The following is a 3,223-nucleotide window of genomic DNA, read 5'->3' as shown; positions in this document are numbered from 1 at the left end:
GTATCCGGCGGCACGTTGTCGCGCAAGAACTGCCGCACTTCCTCGCGAAACGCCTGCTCTTCTTTCGTGAATGCGAGATCCATCGGATCCTCCTGTGAGCTTCGTCGTCCTGGCGAAAGCCAGACGGTGAACTATTGCAACACCTCGAAAAGTCCCGCCGCGCCCATGCCGCCGCCGACGCACATGGTGACGACCGCGTACTTCGCCTTGCGGCGGCGGCCTTCGATCAGAGCGTGGCCGGTGAGGCGCGCACCCGACATGCCATAGGGATGGCCGACCGAGATCGCGCCGCCATTGACGATCTTGTCGGGGTCGATGCCGAGCTTGTCGCGGCAATACAGCACCTGCACCGCGAAGGCCTCGTTGAGCTCCCACAGGCCGATGTCGTCAACCGTGAGATCATGACGCTTGAGCAGGCGCGGCACGGCGAAAACCGGGCCGATGCCCATCTCGTCCGGCTCGCAGCCGGCGGAGACGAAGCCGCGGAAGATGCCGAGCGGCTTGAGGCCGCGCTTGGCCGCTTCCTTGTCGCTCATGATGACGGAGGCGCTGGCGCCGTCGGAAAGCTGGCTGGCATTGCCGGCGGTGATGGTGAAACCGTCGCCGCGCACGGGCTTGAGGCCGGCGAGGCCTTCAGCGGTGGTCTCCGGACGCGGACCTTCGTCCTGCGACAGCGTGACTTCTTTCATCGAGACCGTACCGGTCGCCTTGTCGGTAACCGCCATCTGCGTGGTGATCGGCGCGAGTTCGTCCTTGAACTTGCCGCCCTGCTGCGCGGCCGCGGTGCGGCGCTGGCTCTCCAGCGAATATTCGTCCTGGCGTTCGCGCGAGATGCCGTAGCGCTTGGCGACGACCTCGGCCGTGTCGATCATGGGCATGTAGACCTCGCCCTTCATCTTGAGCAGCGCCGGATCCTGGGCGTGGAAGCCGTTCATCTTGTCGTTCTGCACGAGGCTGATCGACTCGCCGCCGCCGCCGACCGCGATCTCGACGCCGTCGAAGATCACCGAGCGCGCCGCGAGCGCGATCGCCTGCAGGCCCGAGGCGCATTGCCGGTCGATGGTGGTGCCGGCGACGGTGACGGGAAGGCCGGCGCGCAACAGCGCCTTGCGCGCGATGTTGCCGCCGGTCGCGCCCTGCTGGAGCGCTGCACCCATCACGACGTCCTCGACCTCCTTGGGATCGACCTTGGCGCGGGCGACGGCCTCGCCGATGGCGTGGCCGAGCAGGGTCGCGCCCTCGGTGGCGTTGAGCGCGCCACGATAGGCCTTGCCGATCGGCGTGCGGGCGGTGGAAACGATGACGGCGTCGGTCAAGAGCGACCTCCTGATGCGGTTTTGGTGGATTGTGACGATTTCTGCTGCTGGCGCAATTCGTGGCGCGACAATTTTCCGACCGGCGTGCGCGGCAGATCGTCGACGAACTCGACTGCGGCCGGCAATTCATGCTTGCCGAGCTTGCCAGCGAGCTGGGTGCGCAGCTCGTCGAGCGAGAACGGTTTGGCTTCCGGCTTCAGCTTGATAAAGGCCTTGGCGGCCTCGCCGCGATAGGGATCGGGAATGCCGAGCACGATCACCTCGTGCACACCGGGGACGGTGTAGATCGCCTGCTCGATCATCTGCGGATAGACGTTGAAGCCGCCGGAGATGATCATGTCCTTCTTGCGGTCGACCAGGAAGAAATAGCCGTCCTGATCCATGTAGCCGATGTCGCCGGTGAGGAAACGGCCGTCGACGAAGGCCTCCGCGGACCCTTCCGGCTTGTTCCAATAACCCTTGGTGACGTTCGGGCCCTTGATGCGGATCTCACCGACTTCGCCCGGCGGCAGCACGCGTCTGGGATCGTCCAGCGCGACCACGTCGAGCTCGATGCCCGGCAGCATCAGACCGATCGAACCCGGCTTGTCGGGACCAACAGGCGGATGGCCGGTGCCGGGCGAGCAGGTCTCGGTCATGCCCCAGCCGCTGCGTAGCTTCTTGCCGACCTTGCGCTCGAAGAAGCTCGCGATCTCCACCGGCAGCGGTGCACCGCCAGAGCCGATGGTAGCAAGCGAGGAGAAGTCGCGCTTGTCGAGGTCGGGCAGCGCCGCAATCGCGATCCACATCGTCGGCACGCCCGGAAAGTACGTCGCGTGCTTGATCTCAATGTCGCGCATCACCGCTTCGACGTCGAAGCGCTGATGCAGCGAGATCAGATTGCCGCGGCGGAGCGAGGAGAGCAGCACGACGGTGAGCGCATAAATGTGAAACAGCGGCAGCACGCAGATCACGCGCTCGACGACATCGCCGCGCGCGGCGCGCGCCGGCTTGCCCCAGACGTCGTAGATCGACACCGCCGCGGTGAGATTGCCGTGCGTCAGCATCGCGCCCTTGGGCAGGCCGGTGGTGCCGCCGGTATATTGCAGCAGCGCCACGTCTTCGGCCGTCACGTTCGGCCACTCGGCCGGCGCGGCCGCGCCCTCCACGAAGGCTTTGAACGTGACGATGCGGGGATCATCGGGGATCGCCGCCTGCGGCGTGTCGACCTTGCCCCAATCGTCGTCCTCGCAGACGACGAGGCGATCGATCAGCCCCTTCTCCAGAAATTTCAGCGCGGTCGGCAGCAGCGCGGCAAGGTTGGAGGTGACGAGCAGGCGCGAGCCGGAATCGGCGACCTTGTGGGTCAGCGCGATCTCGCCGTCGAGCGGCGACAGATGCGCGACGCGGGCGCCGGCCTTGAGCGCACCGAAGAAACTGACGGGATGATCGGGCGTGTTGCCGAGGAACAGTGCGACCGAGCTGTTCCTGCCACAGCCGGCGCGCAGGAAGGCCGCGGCGGCGCGCTCGGCCATCGCGGCAAGCGCGGTATAAGTGATGGGTCGGTCGCGAAACTCGATCGCGGTGCGCGCGCCGTAATCGGCGGCGGCCTGCGACAGCAGGTCGGGCAGCGTGCCCTGGACGATGGTGTCGTCCCAATGCACGCCCTCGGGATAAAACTGTTCGCCGGGATGGGTCATTAAGGTCTCAAGTCCAACAAAGCGTCATTCCGGAGCGATGCGAAGCATCGAACCCGGAATCTCGAGGTTCCGGGTTCGCCCTTCGGGCGCCCCGGAATGACTGAGAGTTGGAGCGCGAAGCTCCATCAAGCCGCTTTCGACGCAGCCGCCAGCGACGCGAACGTCTTGCCCTCATCCGCGAGTTTCTTCAGGAGCGGCGCGGGCTCGAGGCTCGGGTCGTTGGTCTCC

General features: G+C 66.1%; 2 protein-coding genes. Both read right to left on the bottom strand.

Annotation, left to right across the window (positions count from 1 at the left end):
* Positions 1-131: 131 nt before the first annotated feature.
* Positions 132-1,316 (bottom strand): acetyl-CoA C-acyltransferase, encoded by a 1,185-nt coding sequence (locus IVB12_RS15370; protein ID WP_247300234.1) that lies wholly within the window; start codon positions 1,314-1,316, stop codon positions 132-134.
* Positions 1,313-2,995: a dicarboxylate--CoA ligase PimA gene (gene pimA / locus IVB12_RS15365; protein ID WP_247300232.1), complete on the bottom strand. Its 1,683-nt coding sequence runs from the start codon at positions 2,993-2,995 to the stop codon at positions 1,313-1,315. The genes IVB12_RS15370 and pimA overlap by 4 nt, the downstream gene beginning before the upstream one ends.
* Positions 2,996-3,223 lie beyond the last annotated feature (228 nt).

The sequence above is a fragment of the Bradyrhizobium sp. 179 genome (genome assembly GCF_023073535.1).
GTDB lineage: Bacteria > Pseudomonadota > Alphaproteobacteria > Rhizobiales > Xanthobacteraceae > Bradyrhizobium.
The sequence above is the reverse complement of the archived record's forward strand: the minus strand, read 5'-3'. Positions and strand labels throughout refer to the sequence as shown.

What these genes read in the sequence shown, in the direction of transcription:
- pimA (WP_247300232.1), bottom strand. Translation starts at nt 2,995, where the DNA reads ATGACCCATCCCGGCGAACAGTTTTATCCCGAGGGCGTGCATTGGGAC.